The 21,099-nt window shown below is 66.9% G+C and carries 22 protein-coding genes; 13 read left to right on the top strand and 9 right to left on the bottom strand.

Going from position 1 to position 21,099, the window contains the following annotated elements:
• Positions 1–18: 18 nt before the first annotated feature.
• Positions 19–699, bottom strand: a complete 681-nt coding sequence (locus ACQR10_RS31770) for a hypothetical protein (protein ID WP_315804493.1) — start codon at positions 697–699, stop codon at positions 19–21.
• Positions 700–707: 8 nt separating this feature from the next.
• Entirely contained in the window at positions 708–1,703 is a 996-nt protein-coding gene (locus ACQR10_RS31765; protein ID WP_316218636.1) for a M23 family metallopeptidase, read from the bottom strand.
• A 263-nt stretch (positions 1,704–1,966) separates the two neighbouring features.
• Between ACQR10_RS31765 and ACQR10_RS31760 the strand changes: the two genes are divergently transcribed.
• A complete protein-coding gene (locus ACQR10_RS31760; protein ID WP_316218637.1) occupies positions 1,967–2,446 on the top strand; it encodes a VOC family protein in 480 nt (159 codons plus the stop codon).
• A 39-nt stretch (positions 2,447–2,485) separates the two neighbouring features.
• On the opposite strand, the gene ACQR10_RS31755 is transcribed toward ACQR10_RS31760, so the two are convergent.
• Both ACQR10_RS31755 and ACQR10_RS31750 read right to left on the bottom strand, forming a co-directional pair.
• Entirely contained in the window at positions 2,486–3,205 is a 720-nt protein-coding gene (locus tag ACQR10_RS31755) for a class I SAM-dependent methyltransferase (RefSeq protein ID WP_315804490.1), read from the bottom strand.
• An 88-nt stretch (positions 3,206–3,293) separates the two neighbouring features.
• On the bottom strand, positions 3,294–4,199 hold the full coding sequence (locus ACQR10_RS31750; RefSeq protein WP_315804489.1) for a LysR family transcriptional regulator: 906 nt from the start codon (positions 4,197–4,199) through the stop codon (positions 3,294–3,296).
• A 134-nt stretch (positions 4,200–4,333) separates the two neighbouring features.
• On the opposite strand from ACQR10_RS31750, the gene ACQR10_RS31745 reads away from it, so the two are divergent.
• Positions 4,334–5,614 carry a gallate dioxygenase gene (locus ACQR10_RS31745; protein ID WP_316218638.1) on the top strand — a complete coding sequence of 427 codons (1,281 nt, stop codon included), beginning with the start codon at positions 4,334–4,336 and terminating at the stop codon, positions 5,612–5,614.
• Between the two features lie 42 nt (positions 5,615–5,656).
• Here ACQR10_RS31745 and ACQR10_RS31740 read toward each other — a convergent pair whose 3' ends face one another.
• A complete protein-coding gene (locus ACQR10_RS31740; protein ID WP_316218639.1) occupies positions 5,657–6,820 on the bottom strand; it encodes a PcfJ domain-containing protein in 1,164 nt (387 codons plus the stop codon).
• A gap of 255 nt (positions 6,821–7,075) precedes the next feature.
• On the opposite strand from ACQR10_RS31740, the gene ACQR10_RS31735 reads away from it, so the two are divergent.
• From ACQR10_RS31735 to ACQR10_RS31710, 6 genes are all read left to right on the top strand, one after another.
• Positions 7,076–8,038: a PDR/VanB family oxidoreductase gene (locus tag ACQR10_RS31735; protein ID WP_316218640.1), complete on the top strand. Its 963-nt coding sequence runs from the start codon at positions 7,076–7,078 to the stop codon at positions 8,036–8,038.
• A gap of 12 nt (positions 8,039–8,050) precedes the next feature.
• Positions 8,051–8,254 (top strand): hypothetical protein, encoded by a 204-nt coding sequence (locus ACQR10_RS31730; protein WP_315804485.1) that lies wholly within the window; start codon positions 8,051–8,053, stop codon positions 8,252–8,254.
• Positions 8,255–8,525: 271 nt separating this feature from the next.
• The gene (locus ACQR10_RS31725) at positions 8,526–10,169 is read left to right on the top strand and encodes a nitroreductase family protein (RefSeq protein WP_316218641.1); all 1,644 of its coding nucleotides are present in this window, start codon (positions 8,526–8,528) and stop codon (positions 10,167–10,169) included.
• A gap of 65 nt (positions 10,170–10,234) precedes the next feature.
• Entirely contained in the window at positions 10,235–10,978 is a 744-nt protein-coding gene (locus ACQR10_RS31720) for an ankyrin repeat domain-containing protein (RefSeq protein ID WP_316218666.1), read from the top strand.
• Positions 10,975–11,289, top strand: a complete 315-nt coding sequence (locus ACQR10_RS31715; RefSeq protein WP_316177992.1) for a hypothetical protein — start codon at positions 10,975–10,977, stop codon at positions 11,287–11,289. The genes ACQR10_RS31720 and ACQR10_RS31715 overlap by 4 nt, the downstream gene beginning before the upstream one ends.
• Positions 11,290–11,313: 24 nt before the next feature.
• Entirely contained in the window at positions 11,314–11,556 is a 243-nt protein-coding gene (locus tag ACQR10_RS31710; protein ID WP_316218642.1) for a hypothetical protein, read from the top strand.
• Positions 11,557–11,676: 120 nt separating this feature from the next.
• Here ACQR10_RS31710 and ACQR10_RS31705 read toward each other — a convergent pair whose 3' ends face one another.
• Complete coding sequence (locus tag ACQR10_RS31705) at positions 11,677–12,126, bottom strand: Rieske (2Fe-2S) protein (protein ID WP_315804481.1); 450 nt, start codon at positions 12,124–12,126, stop codon at positions 11,677–11,679.
• Positions 12,127–12,307: 181 nt separating this feature from the next.
• Between ACQR10_RS31705 and ACQR10_RS31700 the strand changes: the two genes are divergently transcribed.
• Positions 12,308–12,952 carry a glutathione S-transferase family protein gene (locus ACQR10_RS31700; protein WP_316218643.1) on the top strand — a complete coding sequence of 215 codons (645 nt, stop codon included), beginning with the start codon at positions 12,308–12,310 and terminating at the stop codon, positions 12,950–12,952.
• Here ACQR10_RS31700 and ACQR10_RS31695 read toward each other — a convergent pair whose 3' ends face one another.
• Both ACQR10_RS31695 and ACQR10_RS31690 read right to left on the bottom strand, forming a co-directional pair.
• Positions 12,953–14,671: an ATP-binding protein gene (locus tag ACQR10_RS31695; protein ID WP_316218644.1), complete on the bottom strand. Its 1,719-nt coding sequence runs from the start codon at positions 14,669–14,671 to the stop codon at positions 12,953–12,955.
• 25 nt (positions 14,672–14,696) lie between these two features.
• Complete coding sequence (locus ACQR10_RS31690; protein WP_316218645.1) at positions 14,697–16,313, bottom strand: flavin monoamine oxidase family protein; 1,617 nt, start codon at positions 16,311–16,313, stop codon at positions 14,697–14,699.
• 136 nt (positions 16,314–16,449) lie between these two features.
• On the opposite strand from ACQR10_RS31690, the gene ACQR10_RS31685 reads away from it, so the two are divergent.
• From ACQR10_RS31685 to ACQR10_RS31670, 4 genes are all read left to right on the top strand, one after another.
• The gene (locus ACQR10_RS31685; RefSeq protein ID WP_315804532.1) at positions 16,450–16,854 is read left to right on the top strand and encodes a nuclear transport factor 2 family protein; all 405 of its coding nucleotides are present in this window, start codon (positions 16,450–16,452) and stop codon (positions 16,852–16,854) included.
• A 277-nt stretch (positions 16,855–17,131) separates the two neighbouring features.
• On the top strand, positions 17,132–17,650 hold the full coding sequence (locus ACQR10_RS31680) for a hypothetical protein (RefSeq protein ID WP_315804531.1): 519 nt from the start codon (positions 17,132–17,134) through the stop codon (positions 17,648–17,650).
• A gap of 66 nt (positions 17,651–17,716) precedes the next feature.
• Positions 17,717–17,908: a hypothetical protein gene (locus ACQR10_RS31675; protein WP_315804477.1), complete on the top strand. Its 192-nt coding sequence runs from the start codon at positions 17,717–17,719 to the stop codon at positions 17,906–17,908.
• A 249-nt stretch (positions 17,909–18,157) separates the two neighbouring features.
• Positions 18,158–19,720: a rhodanese-like domain-containing protein gene (locus ACQR10_RS31670; protein ID WP_410051468.1), complete on the top strand. Its 1,563-nt coding sequence runs from the start codon at positions 18,158–18,160 to the stop codon at positions 19,718–19,720.
• Between the two features lie 185 nt (positions 19,721–19,905).
• Here the strand turns inward: ACQR10_RS31670 and mmsB are convergent, their stop codons facing one another.
• Complete coding sequence (mmsB, locus tag ACQR10_RS31665) at positions 19,906–21,096, bottom strand: multiple monosaccharide ABC transporter permease (RefSeq protein ID WP_315755454.1); 1,191 nt, start codon at positions 21,094–21,096, stop codon at positions 19,906–19,908.
• Positions 21,097–21,099: the final 3 nt, after the last annotated feature.

Here is a 21,099-nt window from a genome sequence, read left to right as displayed (position 1 = left end):
GCAATCAGTGGAGCCGGATCACGACTTCCCAACACGGATCGACATCACCCGTCCGCCCTTGAGCTCGAAGGAGAACGCATGCGGCGGATAGGTCCAGAGCTCGACGCCCTTCAATTCGCTCGGCTCGAAATGGTTGGGCTGGCCGAACACCTTCACCAGATCGTCGGTGGGGGCGCCGAGACCGACGCTGCTGAGCTCGTAGCCCGGAGCCGTCGTGGTGCCGTCGCCGGTGACCTGCAGCGCGACGATCTTATCGGCGGCCACGGTGACCACGAAATAAGGATAGTGCTCGCGCTGGCCGACGAAGTAGATCCAGGCGACCTTGTCCTGCGCCTGCTTCAAGGTGCGGTGGGGCTGCCCGAGCGCAGCGGTCGCCGTGTCAGCACCGTCGCCGACTACCAGCGGGCCCAGCCGCATGCAGGCGCGCGCCATGACTGCGAGCAACAGCTCCTGTGACAGCTCGCGCGGCGGGGTCACGACGCAGCCGAAGCCGGCGCCGGCGCGCTTCCATTCGCCGCGCAGGTCCTTCAGATCGGCAGGAACGGCTGGCGCCGGTGGTGAGGGGGCCGGACGTGCCGGCGGCGGCGACGCCGGTCGCGGCGCCGATTGTGCATGCGCCGATGGCGAGAGCCACCCGGTCAGCATCGCCGCGGCGATCCCCACAAGCACCGCTTGAATGCGGCCCCCAGTCTTCACCATGTCGACGCCTACTTCCCACGCTTGCCCAGACCGCCAAAGGCGTCGGGATCGAACTTCCTCGGATCCACCGGCTCGTAGCGTGACCACTCCATGTCGGCAATCCCGTCGTATTGCTTAGTCCACCCGGAATCCACCGTCGCGTTGCCTTGCGCAACGGGCCGCAACTCGAAATGCATGATCTTGCCGGGGCCGGCCTCGGCGATCTTCTCGCCGCGCTTGAAGCGCGCGCCGACGGCCGGCATCTCGCCTTTGCCATCGACCAGACGACCGAGATGGGCATAACGGGTGAAGAGGACAGCGCCGTTCGGATAGCTGTGCTTGAGCACGACGTAGCGCCCGCAGCCGCCGACAAGCGGCAGGTCAGCGGGCGCCTGATCGGCCGCCTCCACCTTGACCACGACGCCATCCTCCATCACCCCGATCGGTGCCCCCTCCGTCCCGGCGTCGACATCGATACCGGGATGATCGCGCAGCGACCAGCAGCCGCACGAGGCCATTCCGGCTTCGGACGGCTGCTGCTGAGCCGGCGCGGCTGGCTGCACCGTCTGGAATTCGTTGACCAGCAGTCCGGGTCCCTCGGCGGAGGTGTAGATGTGGACGGCATAGAGCGTCAGCTTGCCGCCGACCTTCACCTCGCGCGGCAGGAAGCCATAAACGATGTCCTGCACGAAAACCTTGAGCTCCCGCCCCTTGGATGAACGCACCGTGATGCAATTCGAGACGCCGAGCTTCTCGACCTGGTCGAAGCCCGACATCGCCATCGACTTCTTCAAGAACCCCGTCTGACATGGACCCCCGGCACTCGCGAGGATGACCTCGAGCTTGAACGGCGCACCCGTCTTGATGTCGACACCCTTGGCCGGGCGCGGCAGCGCCAGAAGGTCGTCGAGACCGGCCTCCTTGTAGCGGGCGTAGTCGAACGCGGCTTCGGCGCGGTGGCCGCTGAGGACCACCAATGCCAGCAGGGTGAACACACCCCGGCGCGCGGCACGCGTGACTTTCATCTCACCACCCCCACTCACCGGTCGATCCCCCCGCGAGCCTACACGACAGGGCCGCACCCCGGCTACAACTGCTGCGTGATGAAGAATCCGCCGCGCAGGCCGGCCACAAAAAGTTCGTCCAAGGCAGATCATGATGTCGGATCGCGGCCGGCGGCTGCGTCCTTGGATCAAGCCGGATCGCGACGAGCCGGCGCGATCACAACCCCGAGCGCCGCGTCGTGAACCAGCGCGCGGCCTGCACTGAAATGGAAGGAAGCCCTGCCATGGCAAAGCCCAAGAACACGATCTGTCTGTGGTTCGACAAGGACGCAGAGGCCGCCGCGCGCTTCTATGCCGAGCTGTTTCCGGACAGCAAAGTGACGGCAGTCCATCGCGCGCCGGGTGACTACCCTTCCGGCAAGGCTGGCGACGTGCTCACGGTGGAATTCACCGTCTGCGGCATCCCCTGTCTCGGCCTCAATGGCGGACCTGCGTTCACCCACAACGAATCCTTCTCGTTCCAGATCGCCACCGATGATCAGGCGGAGACGGACCGCTATTGGACTGCCATCGTCGGCAATGGCGGCCAGGAAAGCCAGTGCGGCTGGTGCAAGGACAAATGGGGCATCTCCTGGCAGATCACGCCGCGCGCGCTCACCGATGCGATGACCGAAGGCGGCGCCACCGCCAAGCGCGTCTTCGGCGCGATGATGACGATGAAGAAGATCGACGTCGCAGCAATCGAGGCGGCCCGGCGCGGGTGACGCCCGCGCGAAGCCGGAGCCCGTCGCGGCGTTCCGGCCCTACGGGCGCAGGCAGCGCAGATGGAGGAACAGCGGCACGCGCAGCCAGCGCCGGCTGCTGTCGCGGGTGATCGCCGCTTCGGGGATCGACGGCTCGCGCAGCGCCTCGATCAGGAAGCCCGCCTCCTCCAACGCCGCAAAATAGCGCTGCAGAGGACGATGCGCGCTGTGAAAGATGATGCTGAAGCCGTCGCGCTCCATCGGATCGCTGTAGTTGAAGGAGTCCAGGTAGCTCCCCTGGATCACGAACGGCGCGTCCGGCGCCAGGCTGGCGAAGCGGCCGGCCGAATTGAGCGGATGGACGATCGCCATGCACAGCCGGCCGCCGGGCCTCAGCACTCGCGCCGCCTCGCGCACTGCGGCCGGCATCGCATCGACGTCCTGCAGCGACATGAAGGCGATCGCGAGATCGGCGCAGGCATCGGCCAGCGGCAGCGATGCCGCATCGGCGCGCACGACGGAGATGGCGGGATCGGCGGCGCGCGCCGCCGCGATCAGCGAGGGCGAAGCGTCGATGCCGATCACCCTGTGCCCCGAGGCGTTGAGATGACGCGACAACCGGCCCTCGCCGCAGCCGATGTCGAGCGTCAGCGCACCCGGCCCCGGCAGCAGGCTGGTGAACTGCTCGCGATGATGGCGCCAGAAGCTGTCATGGCCCGGCGCCCTCGCCCAGGCGAGCCACTGGGCGGCCTGATCTTCCCATTGCTGGCGCAGATTCATGGCGGCTCTCGTAAGAGGTCAACTCAAGAGCCGCGCGTCTTAGACCTCTTTCCGGGGCCTGTCATGTGACGTTTTGGCAGCAGCCCGCTCAACCGCGCGCGGACGGGCTGCAGATCTCCTCGAGAAAATCGAGGAAGGCGCGGGCGCGCGAGGAGATCAGCTTGCGGCTCGGAAAGATCGCGGTGAGCTGCGCGGCGCGGGTGTCGAACACGACCCCCCTGCCGATCTCGACGAGCCGGCCCTCGCCGAGCAGCTCGACGCAATAGTGCTCCGGCAGAAAGGAAATGCCGGCGCCGTGGGCGACGGCGCGGCGCACCGCCAGCGGATTGTTGATGCGGGCGACATGCGCCCCGACGTCGAAGCGGACGAGATGACCATGCTGCTTGATCACCAGGGTGCGGTCGCCGTAGCGGCGCTCGCAGATCATGAGATGGCGCTCAAGCGCGCGGACGTCCTCGCCGATGTCGTGCGCGGCGAGATAAGCGGGGCTGGTCACCCAGATCAGGCGGCCGCCGATCAGCACCTTTTGCGCCAGCTCGGAATTCTCCTGCACGCCGACCACGACCGCGATGTCGAAGCGGTCGGCCAGCATGTCGATCGCGCGCGTCGTCGCCTCGACGTCGAGCTCGATCCGGGGATAGCGGCGGTGGAATTCGGCGAGCTGCGGCGCCAGGATCTCCTCGCAGAACGCCGGCGGCAGCGCCACCGAGAGCCGGCCGCTGGGGACGCCGGAGAGCCCGGTCATGACCGCGTCGGCCTCCGAGACCTGGTCCAGGATCTTCTGACATTGCTGGAAGAACAGCTCGCCCTCGCGGGTCACCCGGACGCGCCGCGAGTTGCGGTCGAACAGCCGGATGCCGAGGTCCTGCTCGAGCCGGGCGACCGATTTGCTGACCGAGGATTTCGGCATGCCCAGCGACCGCGCGGCACCGGTCATGCCGCCGGTCGCCACCACCGCATGGAACACCGGAATGTCCTCGATCCGCCATTTCATCCTAGGGCTCTCGTTCGTCAAGAGAAACGATCCGTGCACATTAGCATGATTGTCTAGCAGGGGAAACTTCGTAAGGTCGGCCCCGGCGCGGCCGCGGGTAACAGTCAGCCGCGGCCCATTTCGCGGAGGGACACATGGCCCGGATCATCGGCGGCATCGGCGCATCGCACTCGCCCACCATCGGCTTCGCACTCGACACCAACAAGCAGAACGACCCGGCCTGGAAGCCGATCTTCGACGGCTTCGCGGTCGTACGCGATTGGGTGAAGCAGAAGGACATCGACGTCCTGTTCATGATCTACAATGATCACATCACCTCGTTCTTCTTCGATCACTACTCGGCGTTCGCGCTCGGCATCGACGACCGCTATGTCGCGGCCGACGAGGGCGGCGGACCGCGCGACGTGCCGCCGGCGAAGGGGCATCTCGGCCTGTCGCAGCACATTGCGATGGCGATGGTCGCCGACGAGTTCGACATGTCGTTCTTCCAGGGCAAGCCGGTCGATCACGGCCTGCTGTCGCCGCTGTCGATGATGGGCGATGCCAGCGGCCCGTGGCCGGGCCGCGTGGTGCCGCTTCAGGTCGGCGTGCTGCAGCTGCCGATCCCCAATGCGAAGCGGATGTGGAAGCTGGGCAAGACGCTGCGCAAGGCGATCGAGAGCTATCCGGAGGATCTGAAAGTCGCCATCTTCGCCACCGGCGGGCTGTCGCACCAGGTGCATGGCGAGCGTGCCGGCTTTCTCAACGAGGACTGGGACAACGAATTCCTCGATCTGCTGGAAAAGGACCCGGAGCGGCTCACGGCGATGCGGATCGCCGATTATGCGGTCAAGGGGGGCATGGAAGGCGCCGAGGTGATCATGTGGCTGATCATGCGTGGTGCGCTGTCGGACAAGGTGAGGCTCGTGCACAGGCAGACCTACACGCCGTCGGTGACCAACATCGCGACCCTGGTGTTCGAGGATCTCGGCGGCACGCCGGATCCGCAGGAGGTCGCGGCCTATCGCGCGCATATCGGACACGAGCTCGCGGGCGCCGAGACGCTGGCTGGCACCTATCCGTTCACGCATGGCCGCAGCCAGGCCAATTTCCGCATCAACGACTTCCTGCACCGGCTCGTGATCCCCGCGCATCGCAAGAGATTTGTTGAGGAATTCGACGCGCTCGCGGACGAGTACGAGCTCACGGGCGAGGAGCGCGAGCTCATCAAGAACCGCCGCTGGATCGAGATGATCAGGCGGGGCGTCAGCTTCTTCGTGCTGGAGAAGATGGCCGCGGTGATCGGCGTCTCCAACCCGGAGGTCTACGCAGCCTTCCGCGGCGAGACCCTGGAGGCGTTCCTCAAGACCCGCAAGGTGCCGATGCGCTATTCCGTCGCCGGCGGCGCCAAGGCGGATGCGATCGACGCACATTGACTGGCGCGCACGACCTGCGCCGCCCGGAACGGGCGACGCAGATCATGTCTTCGGCAGGTCGATGCCGCGCGCCTTGGCCCAGCGCTCCAGCACCTTGCGCTCACCGGCGTGAGCCACGCGGTTGGCGAAGCCACGCACCTGCACCGCGCGACGCTGCCGATCGAGCTCGATCGTCAGCAGCCGCTGCGCCGCGCCGCCATGGCGATGCCGCAGCGACCAGATCGAGGAATGGCCGGCGATGCACCTCGTCGCGTAGCTCGACACGCAGTGACGCATGGCCCTGGACTCCGCGACGAGGTCCTCCGCGGTCCGCAGCTGCGTGATCACATATTCGTCACGCTTGGCGAAGGCCTTGGCCGACGGACTCCACGACCAGTCCGCGAGTTGCGCGCCCGGCCAATGCGCCGCAAGCTCCGCCGCCTGCGCTGCCGAACGGTGACGCGCCATCTCGGCACGCCGGCGCGCCGCCTCGATGCGGGCGATCACCGCGAGATCGCGGTGCCATTCCCGCGCCAGCCGGCGCAGCGCCGCGAGCGAGCGGCCCTTGAGGCTGAACGCCCGCTCGCGCCGGCGACGGTCGGCGATGTAGTCGCAGAGATCGTCGATCTCCTCGACGGTGGTCGGCTGCGCGCAGAAGAACTGCGCCGCCTCGCGCCAGAACGCGTGCTCGCCGCGCGGCGTCCGCGCGATCCGGGACCGGGTGATCCGCGACACGATCGCCGGATCGCCCGTGTAGGACCGCGCGATCGCCTGCCAGATCGCCTCGTCGAAGCCGACCTGCCCGAAAGGATGGAGGAAGCCGTGAACCTCCTTTCGCGACAGGAACGCCGACGCGCCAGCCTTGTACAGCGAGCCGCCACCGGCTGCCGCGATGTACCAGCGCTTGCGACGGACGATCTCGTCGTGGCCGAGCCCCGACGCCTCGATCCAGATCTGCTCCAGATGCGAAGGCACGGGATAGCGCGCGAACAGATGCCGCGCCGCCGCCAGCCGCAGGCGCGCGGCATCGCGCGTCTTGAGCTGCGGCTTCCAGCTCTCGGGATCCCGGATGATGTCGGCTTCGAAGCCACGCCCCGCCTCGCGGATCGCGTTGTGCAGATCCGGCGGCGGCCGCGTCGGCCGTGCCGCACGGCGCAGCGTCAGCTCATAGGCTTCAACTCGCGCGCGCTCGGCCTCCTGCCGTCGTGCAATCGATGACTTTGCCATTGTCGTTCAACATGATCGAGAAACTATCAGCCGGACGCACTGCGGGCGTCGGCACGGATCGTGTCGCGCACAGTGGATTCGACATGGCTGATGGCCTCTCGCGTTGAACACCGTCGGGGTTGAAACGGGCGACGCTGATACATCCAATCTGCAGCGAGCACAAGCGGAAAAGCCGCCGCGCTCCGCGGCGAACGCGGTTTGGCCTCGCCCTTGCATCGGTTTCTCATGAGCCGGCTCGCAAGATGGAGTTGTCAGATGTCCGACAGCCTGCACACGGTCGTCGTGGCCAAGAAGGCCATCGAGGCGCACAACATGGCCTCGTTCGAGCTCGTTCCGGCGGACGATCAGCCGCTGCCGGGCTTCACCCCCGGCAGCCATATCGACGTCACATTGCCGAATGGACTGACGCGGCAATATTCACTGCTGAACAGCGCCTCAGAGCGCAACCGCTACTGCATCGGCGTGTGGAAGGACGGCAACAGCCGCGGCGGCTCCAAGGCGCTGCATCTCGACATCAACGAGGGCGACCGGCTGCAGGTCAGCCGCCCGCGCAACCGCTTCAAGATCCCCAAGGACACCAAGCGCGCCTTGCTCGTGGCGCGTGGCATCGGCGTGACGCCGATCCTGTCGATCGCCGACACGCTGAAGGCCAAGACCATCCCGTTCGAGCTGCACTACGTGTTCGCGCTGATGTCGCCGGACTCGTTCCGCGGCACCATCGAGGCGTCGCGTTTCGCCGAAGACACCAGATACTACAAGGAATCCAGCGAGGACAATCAGTTGCTGAAGGCCGCCGAGCTGCTGGCCGACCGGCCCGACGACACGCAACTGTTCATCTGCGGCGTCGACTGGTGGATGGATCCGATCATCGCGCTCGCCAGGCAGAAGGGCTTTGCCGAGGAGCGCATCCATGTCGAGCGGTTCACCGCCAAGGCGGCGGCCGCGCTGCTCGACAAGGTGTTCGACGTCACCATCAAGAGCACCGGCGCGACCTTCAAGATCTCCGGCGACAAGACCGTCACCGCCTTTCTCGAGGAGAACGGCGTCAAGATCGCGACCTCCTGCGAGCAAGGGATGTGCGGCACCTGCAAGACACGGGTGATCGACGGCGAGATCGATCATCGCGACAAGCGCCTCTCCGCGGCCCAGCGCGCCGAGGGCTATTTCCTGCCGTGCGTGTCGCGCGCCAAGGGCGACCGGCTGGTGCTCGATCTCTAGCAGGCATCCGCCGTGACCAGCGAGACCGATCTGTGGCAGACCGCGTGGATCATCGCCCAACAGCACGGGACCGAGGGGCCGGCGTTCGCGGCCCGCATGGCCGACAGCTTCAAGCTCGGCCACAAGCTCGCCGCGCATCGGGCGTGGCTGTCGATCGCGGCCAAGGTCACCGTGCTGATCGACGCCAGCGCATCGGCCGGCGCGCACCGGCATTGAAATGTCGAGAAGCCCACAGTTCCGGTCGCGCTGTTCGGAATCGGACACGCTCTCCCGTCGCGTCACTCCGAGACGATGCGCAGCGAGGCGCTCGGATTCCAGATCCACCGGCCGTGGCGATGAGCTCCGAGCCCGCGCCCGACCGGCGCATTCCAAAATGACGATGCGGAGGCAGTTGCGGCCGTTCGGAACGGTTCTTGCTCCGCCCGACGCCGTTACCGAGCGACCGTCCAACATGCGCGACCGCGCAGGTCGCGCCTTGTGAGGAAGCATGTCCGTGTCATCGTCCGGCACGGCGGACGTCCCAGCCGCCGCCGACATCGCGTTGGCCTATCACGCCCGCACCAAGCACAGTCTCAAGCGCTATGCGGCGGGACCCGAGACGCTGGACTGGGACGCGCAGCCGAATCCGTTCCGCGAGTTCGCCGGCAGCCCTCGGCTGCATCTGCCGCTGACCTCGGACCGTCTCGCCGTGAGCTTCGCCGAGGCCTGCGACGCCACGGCGCCGGTCCAGCCGTTGACGATCGACCGCGTCGCGCTGCTGCTCGAACTGTCGTTCGGGCTGGCCGCATGGAAGGAGCTTGGCCCGGATCGCTGGGCGCTGCGCTGCAATCCCTCCAGCGGCAATCTGCATCCGACCGAGGCCTATGTCATCGCGGAGAACGTGCCGGGGCTCAGCGACGGTCTTCACCACTATGTCAGCCGCGATCACGCGCTTGAGCAACGTTGCCGTCGCGGCACGACATCACCCGGCGAGCCGCGACTGTGGCTCGCGCTGTCCTCGATCCATTGGCGCGAGGCGTGGAAATATGGCGAGCGTGCGTTCCGCTACTGCCAGCTCGACCTCGGACATGCGATCGGCGCCGTCAGTTACGCCGCCGCTGCGCTGGGCTGGAGCGCGCACGTGATCGACGGCATCGACAGCGCGCAACTCGCAGCACTGATGGGACTCGATCGCGCGGATGATTTCGCCGGCGTCGAGACCGAGGACGCCGATGTGCTGCTCGCGATCGTGCCGCGCGATGCGCGCTCTCGGCCGCCGACCGCCCTGCCATCGCCGGCCAAGATCGACGACAGTTGGAAGGGCCAGGCGAACCGGCTCGATCGCCATCCGCTCTATCGCTGGCCCGTCATTCCCGAGGTGAGCACGGCCACGGCCGGTGCGGCGCAGGATGCGGTCTCCGTTCCGTCGCAGTGCCCGCCGCTGCCGCGGCGATCACGGGCGCGCGCGGCCGAGCTCATTCTCGGCCGGCGCAGCGCGCAGCGCTTCGACGCCAGATTCACGATGGACCTCGCAGCGTTCCTTCACCTTCTCGACGCGCTGCTGCCGCGCGCCGCGCCGCCATGGACCGCCTGGCCATTCGCGCCACGGCTGCATCCGCTGCTGTTCGTCCACCGCGTCGACGGCCTCACGCCCGGGCTCTATGCGCTACCGCGCAACGGCGAGGCGGAGAGCAGCCTGCGGCGCGCGCTGCGTCCCGACTTCGACTGGCAGCACGTCGAGCGCGCAGCCGACCATCTGCCGTTGTTCCGGCTGCTGCCGACCGACAGCCGCGGCGTGATCCGCACCGCGAGCTGTCACCAGGCGATCGCGGGCGATAGCTGCTTTGCGATGGCGATACTCGCCGAGTTCACGCCTGCCGTGAGCGACCATCCGTGGCGCTATCGGCAACTGCATTGGGAGGCCGGCCTGATCGGCCACGTACTCTACCTTGAAGCCGAAGCGGCGGGCCTGCGCGGCACCGGCATCGGCTGCTTCTTCGACGACTCCGTGCACGAGATGCTCGGCGTCGTCGCAGCCGATTTCCAGACGCTCTACCACTTCACCGTCGGCCGTGCCCTGACCGATGACCGCATCACGACACTGGCCGCCTATCCGGGCCGCACACGCAACGAAGCGGGAGACCTGCGATGAGACCGCGCATTCCGTTCCAGCGCATCGACGTCGACCACGCGGCCGAGCTGCTGCAGCGCGACGACGTGCTGCGCTTCGACGTCCGCGACCCCGCCTCGTTCGACACTGCGCATTTGCCCGGCGCGCGGCATCTCACCCAGCGCAATCTCTCCGAAATCATCGCCGGCACGACCAAGCGCACGCCGATCCTGATCTACTGCTATCACGGCAATGCCAGCCAGGAGTATGCGCAGACCTTCTCCGATTTCGGCTTCGCGGAGATCTATAGCCTCGACGGCGGCTATGAGGCGTGGCGCCAGCGTTATCCCGCGCGGAGCGACGCGGCGAACGTCGGTCCGGCCCTGGCGGCGTGGCTCGCCGCCGAGGGCTTTCCCGCCGACGACGTCGACGCCATCATCGCCAATCGCACCACGCCGCTGATGAAGGCGGCACATCTCGGCAACGTCGCCGTCATCCGCGAGCTGCTCGCTGCCGGCGCCGACGTCACCGCCAGGAACGCCGACGGCAACAACGCAGTGTGGCTCGCCTGCGTCGGCCGGCATCTCGCCGCCATCGACGCGCTGGTCGAGGCCGGCATCGATCTCGACAACAGCAACGACAATGGTGCCACCGCGCTGATGTATGCGTCGTCCTCCGGCAAGGCCGAAATGGTCGCGCATCTGCTGGCCAAGGGCGCGGACATCAGCACCGAGACGCTGGACGGCTTTTCCGCGCTCGACATGGCCGCCTCGCTCGAATGCCTCACCTTGCTGCGCCGCGCCGCCAAAGCGGCGGCGTCGAAGGCGGCCGCGCCCGAGGCCCGGCCATGAGCGTCATCGAGCACGATTTCGGCATGCAGCAGCGCCAGGTCGAACGCCGGTTTCGCACGCTGCTCAGCCTCGATGCGCTGCACGAGGCCAATGTCCGCGCCAATCCCATTCCCTATCTGGAGCGCGCCAGCGAGCGCATCTATCAGCTCGAGAAGGCCCTGTTCGATGCGCTGCAGGCGGCGACGACCGCAGCCGACTCCGGCGATGAGACGATAAGCATCGGCAAGGCCGAGCATCAGCGCCTGCTGCAATGCCGGGCGATCGTGGAGCGCGCCTATGCGCAACTGGTCGCCGATCAACCCGAAACCTGAATCAACGACGAGATGGAGTTCGAGATGTCGAGTGACGGCTTCTTCGTGGACTGGGACGGCAATCTGCGCAGCGCCGCCGATCCCGGCGGCGGCTATCTGTGCGACATCGACACGGTCGCACGCTATGTCGCGGTGACGACCAAGAACGGCACGCTGGTGCACGAGGCGACCTTCTTCAAGACGACGGCCGATGTCGAGAAAGCCGGCATCAAGGCGCCGCTGGTGCCCGGAAGTCATCCGTGGGGCGCGAAGGCGGATGGGTTCTGAGCCCCCATCACCGTGACGACGTCGTTGCGAGCGCAGCGAAGCAATCCACGACCACGCGCGCGGCCCTGGATTGCTTCGTCACCCCCGCTCCACGCAATGACGGGCGGATGGAAGAATGCCTCACTCGGGATGGATCATGATCTCCATGGTCTCGTCGAGATCGTCGAACGGATCGGGAAAGCTCGTATCCTCCACCAGCGCGACGCCGCACAGGCAGACCTCGCCGTCGATGACCGCGAGCGCGATCGGCTCCAGGCTCTGGCCCTCGCAATCACCGCTGGTACACAATCCGGTGTCGATCTCGAAGATCGCGCCATGGCGGCCACAGCGCAGCATCGTGCGCTCCGCGTTGAAGAATTGGCCGCTGCCGATGTTCAGCCATTTGCCTTCGTGCGGGCAGCTGTTGACATAACCGACGAAGCCGCCGGACACGGTATGGATGATCACGATCGGAAACGGCCGCGCCTCGCCATTGTCGCCGATCCGCGACAGGCTGAACGCCCTGGCTTCACCCGGCGCGATGCTCGTCGTCGGACAGATGACGAAGACTTCCGGCTCACGTTCCGTCATGCGCGACGCTCCCTCAACGAGGCGACGGAGCTGCGGAACCGTGAAGAGTCTCCTGTCGCAAACCTGACGGCAGCGGCCCGAACTGGCGGGCCTCGGCGCGTCACTCTCGATCTGTCCCGATCCTTGCATGAAGCATGCCGCCTGCGCGCGCGATGTCGGCTTGGAGACAATGATGGCCACGATGAAGTTGTATATGACGCCGGGATCGTGCTCGACCGGCATCCACATCATCCTCGAAGAGCTCGAGGAGGTGTTCGAGGCCCATATCGTCAATCTCCCGGCCGGAGACAATTTCAAACCCGATTATGTGGCCATCAACCCGAAATCGACGATTCCGGCGCTGGTGCGCAGCGACGGCAGTGTGCTGACGGAAGTGCCGGCGATCGCCTATTGGCTCGGCCGCTCGCGGCCACGCGCCGGATTATGGCCTTCGGATATCGAGACCGAAACGCGGCTGCTCGAAGCCATGAGCTACATTGCCGGTACCGTGCATGGCCACGGCTTCGCGCGCATTTTTGCGACGCCGACCTTCAGCCGCAACGAGGCCGACCAGGAGTCCGTGCGCGCGCTCGGCCGCAACATCGTCGTGAAAGGCTTCGCAGTGCTCGACAAGATGCTCGGCACGCGGCCCTATCTCGGCGGCGAATTCTCCGTGGCGGATCCGATCCTGTTCTACGTCGCGTTCTGGGCCGACAAGACCGGCATTGCGCTGCCGGCCAACCTGCTCGCGCACTACCGGCGGATGCTGGCGCGGCCGGTCGTGCAGCGGGTGCTGCGCGAGGAAGGCTACAATCCGGCGACGCTGGGGAAGACGACGACGCCGTGACTACTCCGCGGCTTCCGGCAGCAGCGCGTGGTCTCCGAGATCGATGCCGCGGAAGATGGCGCAGCGGCGGAAGACCTCGATGGTCGGACGGACGCCCTTGTGGTGGCAGTATTTGGCGACCAGCTTGGCCAGCCCCTTGATGTCGCGGCCGGAGGCACCCGGGAACGTCTCCACCAGCGGCTCCACCAGGCCGGCATCGATCTTCAAGCCGAACTGCTCGCACATCACCCGCCAGATCCGGCCGCGCGCTGCGGCGTCCGGCGCCTGGAACTTGATCAACGCAATGCAGCGCGACACGATGGCTTCGTCGATGTCGTCGATGCGGTTCGTCGTGAGGAACAACAGCCCATTGAAATATTCCAGCACGCGCAGGAACACGCCGACGACGGCATTCATCGTCATGTCGTCCTCGCGCCGCTTGATGTAGACGTCGGCCTCGTCGATCAGCATGACCGCGCCCCAGCGCTGCGCCCGGGTCAGCGCATCCTTCAGCGCGCCCTCCATTGCCGCGACGTTCAGCCCGAGCTGGCCGGAATGCACGCGATAGAGCGGCCGGCCGATGATCTCGGCGTAGACCTCCGCCGTCAGCGTCTTGCCGACCCCGGGCGGGCCTGCGCACAGCACCGTAGTGCCGCCCGACTTGCCGGCGACGATGTCGTCCATCAGCAGGTCCATCTCGGCCGTGAGAATGTCGATCAGGTCGGTCTGCTCCTCCGGCAGCACCAGCTTCTGCTTGAGCTCGGGCTGATAGGCGTAAGGCACCATGTCGTCGGCGTGCACCCAGAGATAATGGTGCAGGTCGAGATGGAACATCAGCATGTAGGGATGGACGGGGATCTTGCAGAAGAGGCCCTTCGGGATCGCCGCCCTGGAGTCCGCGACCTCCTGCTCGGCATCATAGAGATTGCTCTTGGCGGCCTTGCGCAGGTACTGCCCGAGAATGTCGCCGGTGACCTCGAGCGTCAGCGCCCGCTCGGTGAGAACGCCCTCGTCGTTGACGAGGCGCGCGCTGCCGCCGCCCGACGACAGCACGATCACGTCCTTGCGCGACCAGTCCATGTCGCGATGCGAGGAGTTCGGATCATCGGCGAAGAAGCCGATGCCGCGGCCGGAGAACTGCGCGCCATAGCGGCCGCGCCAGGCGAAGTACCGCTCGGCCGTCTCATCGTAGGCGGATATCAGCTCGGGCGTCTCCTTGAGGAAGCCCTTGGCGGCGAAGATCTCGGCGACCGTCCTGCCGACGATGTCGCCGGCGGAGATGCGCAAGGTGGACGTGGTGATCGCGCCCTTGGCATTGGCCTTGAGCTCGATGAAGACACGGCCGGCCTCGTCGTTCGACGGCGCCGTGTAGTCGAGCCGCGTCACGACATAGGGCAACGGACGGCTGGCGACGTTGGCGGTGAACATCCAGCCGCGGATGGCGCCCGAGATCAGGTAGCGCGCAATCGCCGGCAGCACCGATTCCAGCTCGTGCTCGGCGAAGCGGGCGCCGGAATCGGCAAAGGCGCGCTGCAGGGTCGCGATCTGCGCCGCACGGGCGTGCCATTCGGGACCGGCCTTCTGGTAGCTGTCGCGCAGGAAGTCGAGCTCGGCGGTCGCGAGCTGCGCCACGTCGACCTCGACCCTGTCGCCGAAGCGCAACTGCTCCTTCAGCGAGGCGAGGTGCGGAAAGGCCGCCGCCATCGCCTCGATGGTCGGACGTTCGATCTGCAGCTTCATGGTTCGCATCTCGATGCCGCCCCACTCACGACGGCACTCTCGTCGGCGGGCGCATCGCCGCGTCCGCCTTCGCCAGCAGCAGACGGTTCGCGGCGAGCGAGAATTCCTGCCAGGCGGCGGCGATGTCGCGCAGGATCGTCTGCACATAATCCTTCGACGGCTTGTGCTCGAACGGAAAGTTCGACAGCGCGCAGGAGGTGCGGTTGAAGGCTATGGCATCGTCGAGCAGCGACTGCATGACATCGCGAAACGGCTTCTGGATCTCCGGCATCAGGACGGAGCGTCCGCGCTCGACGGCAACGTCGCGCATGTCGAAGGTCAGTGCGTCCAGCACCTGCAGCGCCGCAGCGAACACCTGCTCGGTGGCTCCGAGAAGAGCGAGCTGGGTCAGTTGCTCGCGCTGCTGCGCGGCGAGGCCGCGATTGAGCCGCTGCCGATAGTCGTCGAACGCGGCGTCACGCTGCGCGGCGACCCAGGCGCCGAACCAGGCGAGGCTCGCGGCGTTGCCCGACAGCCCGTCGCCGGTCGCGGCGACCGCGCGCGGCACGGCGGTCTCGCCGATGCCCCGGGCGATCGCGCGCTCGATGCGCCTGGCGGCGTTCAGCGCGCCTTCGAGATAGCCGGCCGCGTGGCTTGCGGTTTCAGCGCCGCCAAGATACAGCCGCCCGTCCCACAGCGCCCGCCGCAGCATCGGATTGGCGATCTCGCTGTGCTCGCCGCGTGGCGTGGTGCGATCCAGTGCGCTGCAGGTGAAGCGCTCGGCCGCCCAGTCCTGGTAGTGCTGCTCGCCGCCTTCCAGCGCGGAGCCGAACAACTGCACCATCTGGCTGTCCATCAGCAACGGCAGCCCGACGCTGAAGGCCGCGCGCAGATCGGGCGAGAATGCGAGGAAGCCGCCGAGCGCAGCGCGGTCGCCACCCGCATCGCAGGCCTCGAAGATCTCGCCGATCACGGCCTGCTCGTGGCTGACGAACGCATTGCCGGATCGGCCCTGGTCGCGCCAATGCGCCTGGTCGTAGGCGATCACGACCTTGGCCTGCGCCGCCATCCAGGTCTCGGCGCCACGCATCGCCTCGAAGGTCGCGTCGTCCAGCTCGGGAAAGAAGCCGACGTGGTCGATCAGCAGCCGCGGCGGCAGCGCGAGCACGGCGCGCCTGGCCTCGATCGCGACCGATTCCGTTGCTGTGGCGAAGATCAGCCGCACATGCGTGCCGCAGTCGACGATGCGCATCAGCTCATGGCCGAGATGGATAAAGGGCTGCGGCAGATCGCGTGCCAGCGCCTCGATCAATTTCGCCATGCCGCCGGAGAGCCGGCGCGCGCCCTGGTGGACCGGCGGCCCGCCGATCTGCTCGGCCGGCTTGTCCGCCTCTCTCAGATGAAGATGCGTGCCATCATCGTGCTGGGCAAAGTCGGACAGGCCGAGCTCCGCGACCAGGCCGGCGAGCAGCGGCTGGGTGTCCGGCCAGAACCAGGTCGGGCCGAGGTCCAGCGCAAGCCCGCCCTTGCTCCTGGCCGACAGCACCCGCCCGCCCAGGCGATGTCGGGCTTCGAACAAAGCGAACGTGCTGCCGCGCTGCTGCAGGCTGCGCGCGAGTGCCATTCCGCACAATCCACCTCCGACAATGGCCGTTTCGAGCATGGCAGGACCTCGGCTGATGCGTTGCGATCGCGTCTCGACCGGGTCCTGCAAAAAGCTTGCAAGTTTTTGCAGGCGCGCGCGTGTGCGTTTCCAAACATTGCTTGATTTTCGCAACGGCTTGGCTCACCTCATCACAATGAGCGACGAGCGCGAGATCCTGGCCGCCAATGCGGCCTTCTATGCTGCCTTCACGGACGGTGATTTCGCGGCGCTCGTCGCCCTCTGGGCCGATCGCGACGGTATCTCCTGCATTCATCCCGGCTGGCCGGCGATCGTCGGCCGCGCCGCCGTGATCGGCAGCTGGCGCGATATCCTCGCCAACCCGGGCCGGCCGAACATCGTCTGTGCGGATCCGCACGCGATCGTCAGCGGCGATCATGGTCACGTGCTCTGCATCGAGCTGGTGGATGGCGCGGCGCTCGCCGCGGCCAATCACTTTGCGCGCATCGACGGCGCCTGGCGGATGATCCACCACCAATCCAGCCCGATCGCGCAGCTCGCGACACCGGAAGACGACGCCGACGGCCATCGCCTCCACTGATCGTCGCATCTGGCACGAAACTTGATGTGTCCTCCCTGACCGGCAGCAATGTCGGAGATTGTTGATTTTCGTCGCGTCGGATTCGGACCGGATGTCCGTCTCCACGCAAGGCGATCTGCGAAGGCTGCGACCAGCAGTGTGCAGATGCCGACGGGAGACACGGGATGGCACGCGTTCTGACCGCCTATCTGAAGCGCAGCGATGTGCCGACGCGCACAGCGTTGCAGCACGCCATCGACCTCACGTTCGGCCAGGCGCGGGGAGCACTGGGATGAACATCACGGCTCCGCTACAGCCGACCGCGATCCACGCCGTTCCCGCCGAGCTCTGCGACTGCGGCTTCCGCTTGCTGATGATCAGGCAGTTCAACGTCGGCGCCGTGCCGCCGGCGTTCGCCATCATCGATCAGCGCGTCATGCGGATGCCGCAACGGCTCGGACGCCACGGCGTGTCGTTTGCCGCGACGTTCCTGCCCGAGGTGATGGCGTGGCTGATCGATCACCTCGGCCGTCCCTCGCTGCATGATGAGACCGGCCGCTCCTATCGCAATCCGCGCTGGCCGGTGGTGTGCTGGCATGACCAGGAACGCTACTGGCCGAGCGGCGCAGTCACGGTCGAGTGGTTCGCCGAGGTCGCGTTCCAGGATCACGCCTCTTGGATGGCGTTCCGTACCCATTGGCATGACGACCTGATGGGACGGAATGGCGACGTTCACGCCTCCGGTGGAGAAGCAGAGCTGTGCGACGAACGCGCAGCGGGAAAGGAATTTGCCGGCGAGGCGTTACAGCGAGCATGATTTGTCAAAGTCGGGGCGACGGCTTCAACGGCCCTTGTCCAGGCAGTCCTGCCGCGTGATAGTCGAGTGGCCACAGCAGTTGCGGAGGATCTCGTGCGCTACGTCTCGTGGTTTGAAGGCTGGCTCGGCACCTTCCGTTCCGAGCGCATGTCGGAGCAGAGAACGACCGAACGAAACGCCGCCGTTCTTCCGCGGCGGTCCGCCGGGCTCTCGAGCGAGGACCTGTTCTACATCGCCATGCTGGGACCGCACGTCTGACCGGCGCTGCTGCCGAGCGCAATCAGGGGCGGCGGGCTGGACAAACGGCCGCCATGCCGCCACACAGGTGCGACATCCCATGCGCCCCGGCCCGGGCTGCGCACCGTGATTGCCGCTCCATGCCGCAGGTTTGCTCCACGGACGCATGAACGGTTCCGGAAGCCGCGGCGGAGCTCACCTGCGGACTCCCGAATGACATCGCCGACGCCTTCTCGCCTGTTCCCGAATTCATCTGATCAGCCGCGCCTGATGGCTCCGACCGAGTTGCGGCGGCGCTGGCGCGCCGGCGAGGAGGTGGCGCTGCTCGACGTCCGCGAGGAAGGCCCCTATTCGCTGTCGCACCCGTTCTTCGCGGTGTCGCTGCCGCTGTCGCAGATCGAGCTGCGCATCCTCGATCTCGTGCCGCGGCTAAACGTGCCTGTCGTCGTCTATGACGATGACGAAGGCTATGCCGCGCGCGCGGTGCCGCGCATCCGGGCGCTGGGCTACACTGACGTGTCGGTCCTCGATGGCGGACTGTCCGGCTATGCGCGCCATGGCGAGGTGTTCCGCGACGTCAACGTGCCGAGCAAGGCGTTCGGCGAACTGGTCGAGGCGATCAGGCACACGCCGTCGCTGTCGGCCGACGAAGCCAAGGCCCTGATCGAGCGCGAGTCGAACCTGGTCGTGCTCGATGCCCGCCGCTTCGAGGAATACCGCACCATGAGCATTCCGCGCGGGGTCAGCGTCCCCGGCGGCGAGCTGGCGTTCCGGGCACGCGAGATCGCGCCGTCGCCCGACACCACGATCATCGTCAACTGCGCCGGGCGCACGCGCTCGATCATCGGCACGCAGTCGCTGATCAATGCCGGGCTGCCGAACAGGATCTATGCGCTGCGCAACGGCACGATCGGCTGGACGCTGGCCGGCCATCAGGTCGAACGCGGCAGGACCGCGCGCATGCTGGAGCGGCCAGCGGCGAGCTACGCGACCGCGCTGGCTGATGCCAAGGCCTGGGCCGAGCGCGTCGGCGTCGGCGTGCTGGATGCCGCGACCTTCGCGCGCCATCAGGCCGAGGCCGGGACGCGCACGCTGTATTGCCTCGACGTTCGCACGCCCGAGGAATATGCCAGCTCGCATCCAGCCGGCTTCGCGTCGGCGCCGGGCGGCCAGCTCGTGCAGGCGATCGACGAATGGGTCGGCGTCCGCGGCGCCCGTCTGGTGCTGTTCGACGACGACGGCGTGCGCGCGCGCATGACAGCGTCGTGGCTGAAGCAGATGGGCTGGGACGTGGCGGTCGTGGGACCGGATGTCGTTGCAGCGACCGAAACCGAAATCCGCCCTGCACGCCGACCGCTGCTGCCGCAACTTGGCGAAGCGACCATCAGCGCCGAGCAACTCGCGGCCGATCCCGCGGCGTGGACCGTCGTCGATCTCACACGCAGTCCGGGCTACAAGGCCGGGCACATTCCGCGCGCACATTTCGTGCTCGCGTCGCGCTTTGCCGACGATCTCGCCAAGCTGCCGGGCAACGTTCCGCTCGTGCTGACCAGCGACGACGGCGCCGAGGCGGCTTTCGCGCTGGCCGATGCACGCGCTGTGACACACCGCGAACTCCGCGTTCTCTCGGGCGGTACGCGGGCGTGGGTCGCTGCCGGGTATGCGTTGGACACGGAGCGGCACGCATGGATATCGCCTGCCGACGACGTCTACAAGCGTCCCTATGAGGGCACCGACAACGCGGCGGAAGCGATGCAGGCCTATATCGACTGGGAGCTGCAGCTCGTCGCCCAGCTCGCCAATGACAGCGTGTCGAATTTCCACGTGGTGTAGGTCGGCAACCGGACTCGACCTCGTCATTCCGGGGCGCCCGCAGGGCGAGCCCGGAATCCACTTCACCGGGGAGCATGAGGACAGATGGATTCCGGGCTCGCGCGACGCGCGCCCGGAATGACGATTGCGGATGCCGAAGAGCCTCGGCTAAGGGGCTCTGTCAGAGAATGTGCGGCGTATAGCGCTCAACGGCGCTGGTTGTAGACGTCGATGCAGACGGCGCCGAGCAGCACCAGGCCCTTGATGACCTGCTGATAGTCGATGCCGATGCCGAGGATGGACATGCCGTTGTTCATCACGCCCATGATCATGGCGCCGATGACAGCGCCGCCGACCCGCCCCACGCCGCCATAGGCCGAGGCGCCACCGATGAAGCACGCCGCGATGACGTCGAGCTCAAAGCCGAGACCGGCCTTCGGCGTCGCCGTGTTGAGACGCGCGGCAAAGATCAGGCCGGCCAGTGCCGCCAGCACACCCATGTTGACGAAGGTCATGAACACCAGCCGCTCGGTCTTGATGCCGGACAGCTTGGCGGCCTTGGCGTTGCCGCCGACCGCATAGATCTGCCGGCCGACCACGGTGCGGCGGGTCATGAAGCCGTAGAGCGCGATCAGCGCGGTCATGATGACCAGCACGTTGGGCAGGCCGCGATGCGAGGCGATCAGGTAGGTGAAATACATCAATGCGCCGGCCAGCACGACGTTCTTGGCAGCGAAGAATCCGAACGGCTCGACCTCGATGCCGTGCTCCACCTCGCGCGCGCGGCCCTTGACGCTGGCATAGACCAGGATGAGCGTCAGCACCGCGCCGATCGCGAGCGACGTCGGATAGAGGTGCGCCGCGCTCGGCATGAACTCAGGGATGAAGCCGGACGACAGCTTCTGGAACGTGCCCGGGAACGGCCCGACCGACTGCCCCTGCAGCAGCGCCAGCGCCAGCCCCTTGAACACCAGCATGCCCGCCAGGGTCACGATGAAGGAGGGAATGCCGAAATAGGCCACCCAATAGCCCTGCGCGGCGCCGATCGCGGCGCCGACGATCAGGCAGGCAATGATCGCGAGCGGGAAGTCGACGTGATAGCGCACCATCAGCACGGCGGCGACCGCGCCGACGAAGCCCGCGACCGAGCCGACCGACAGGTCGATGTGCCCGGTGACGATCACCAGCAGCATGCCCAGCGCCATGATGACGATGTAGCTGTTCTGCAGCACCAGGTTGGTGAGGTTGAGCGGCTGCAGCAGGGTGCCGTCCGTCATGAACTGGAAGAACAGCATGATCACGAACAGCGACAGCAGCATGCCGTAGCTGCGCAGATTGTTCTTCAGGAAGCCGCTGTGCGACTTCTCCTCCGGGAGCGAAACCGTCTTGTCGGTCATTGC

Source organism: Bradyrhizobium sp. HKCCYLRH2060, from assembly GCF_051168135.1.
In the GTDB taxonomy this organism is placed as follows: Bacteria; Pseudomonadota; Alphaproteobacteria; order Rhizobiales; family Xanthobacteraceae; genus Bradyrhizobium.
This window is presented reverse-complemented; position numbering and strand designations above follow the sequence as displayed.

Excerpts from the sequence above, each read along its gene's own strand:
- ACQR10_RS31770 (WP_315804493.1), bottom strand. The coding sequence starts at position 699 with ATGGTGAAGACTGGGGGCCGCATTCAAGCGGTGCTTGTGGGGATCGCC.
- ACQR10_RS31765 (WP_316218636.1), bottom strand. The coding sequence starts at position 1,703 with ATGAAAGTCACGCGTGCCGCGCGCCGGGGTGTGTTCACCCTGCTGGCA.
- ACQR10_RS31760 (WP_316218637.1), top strand. The coding sequence starts at position 1,967 with ATGGCAAAGCCCAAGAACACGATCTGTCTGTGGTTCGACAAGGACGCA.
- ACQR10_RS31755 (WP_315804490.1), bottom strand. The coding sequence starts at position 3,205 with ATGAATCTGCGCCAGCAATGGGAAGATCAGGCCGCCCAGTGGCTCGCC.
- ACQR10_RS31750 (WP_315804489.1), bottom strand. The coding sequence starts at position 4,199 with ATGAAATGGCGGATCGAGGACATTCCGGTGTTCCATGCGGTGGTGGCG.
- ACQR10_RS31745 (WP_316218638.1), top strand. The coding sequence starts at position 4,334 with ATGGCCCGGATCATCGGCGGCATCGGCGCATCGCACTCGCCCACCATC.
- ACQR10_RS31740 (WP_316218639.1), bottom strand. The coding sequence starts at position 6,820 with ATGGCAAAGTCATCGATTGCACGACGGCAGGAGGCCGAGCGCGCGCGA.
- ACQR10_RS31735 (WP_316218640.1), top strand. The coding sequence starts at position 7,076 with ATGTCCGACAGCCTGCACACGGTCGTCGTGGCCAAGAAGGCCATCGAG.
- ACQR10_RS31725 (WP_316218641.1), top strand. The coding sequence starts at position 8,526 with ATGTCCGTGTCATCGTCCGGCACGGCGGACGTCCCAGCCGCCGCCGAC.
- ACQR10_RS31715 (WP_316177992.1), top strand. The coding sequence starts at position 10,975 with ATGAGCGTCATCGAGCACGATTTCGGCATGCAGCAGCGCCAGGTCGAA.
- ACQR10_RS31710 (WP_316218642.1), top strand. The coding sequence starts at position 11,314 with ATGTCGAGTGACGGCTTCTTCGTGGACTGGGACGGCAATCTGCGCAGC.
- ACQR10_RS31705 (WP_315804481.1), bottom strand. The coding sequence starts at position 12,126 with ATGACGGAACGTGAGCCGGAAGTCTTCGTCATCTGTCCGACGACGAGC.
- ACQR10_RS31700 (WP_316218643.1), top strand. The coding sequence starts at position 12,308 with ATGAAGTTGTATATGACGCCGGGATCGTGCTCGACCGGCATCCACATC.
- ACQR10_RS31695 (WP_316218644.1), bottom strand. The coding sequence starts at position 14,671 with ATGAAGCTGCAGATCGAACGTCCGACCATCGAGGCGATGGCGGCGGCC.
- ACQR10_RS31690 (WP_316218645.1), bottom strand. The coding sequence starts at position 16,313 with ATGCTCGAAACGGCCATTGTCGGAGGTGGATTGTGCGGAATGGCACTC.
- ACQR10_RS31685 (WP_315804532.1), top strand. The coding sequence starts at position 16,450 with ATGAGCGACGAGCGCGAGATCCTGGCCGCCAATGCGGCCTTCTATGCT.
- ACQR10_RS31670 (WP_410051468.1), top strand. The coding sequence starts at position 18,158 with ATGGCTCCGACCGAGTTGCGGCGGCGCTGGCGCGCCGGCGAGGAGGTG.
- mmsB (WP_315755454.1), bottom strand. The coding sequence starts at position 21,096 with ATGACCGACAAGACGGTTTCGCTCCCGGAGGAGAAGTCGCACAGCGGC.